General features: G+C 33.2%; 1 protein-coding gene. It reads left to right on the top strand.

Translation table 11 applies throughout. The annotated features are described in order from the left end of the window. A partial coding sequence (locus AB3H90_RS14410) for a BppU family phage baseplate upper protein (protein WP_368016920.1) occupies positions 1–229 on the top strand: 229 nt, incomplete at both ends.

Below are 229 nucleotides of genomic sequence, written 5' to 3'. Positions count from 1 at the left end.
TACAAATCCACCAGCGAAAGTCACTGGTTTTACTTTCAAATCCTATGACAAAAAAGCTGGCGTATTACAATTTGAAATTAAAAATCAAGACGGAAGTCCAACTGATTTAATCAATGCGACTGTCCGTCTTTTTATGTACATCTATTCTGGTGAAGAGAAAAAAGAATTTCCTATTTTTGACAACCAAATCATTACTGAAAGCTACATGCAAGGTATTGTAAAATACTTC

The organism is Enterococcus sp. C63 (assembly GCF_040887215.1).
In the GTDB taxonomy this organism is placed as follows: Bacteria; Bacillota; Bacilli; order Lactobacillales; family Enterococcaceae; genus Enterococcus_B; species Enterococcus_B hirae.
The sequence above is the reverse complement of the archived record's forward strand: the minus strand, read 5'-3'. Positions and strand labels throughout refer to the sequence as shown.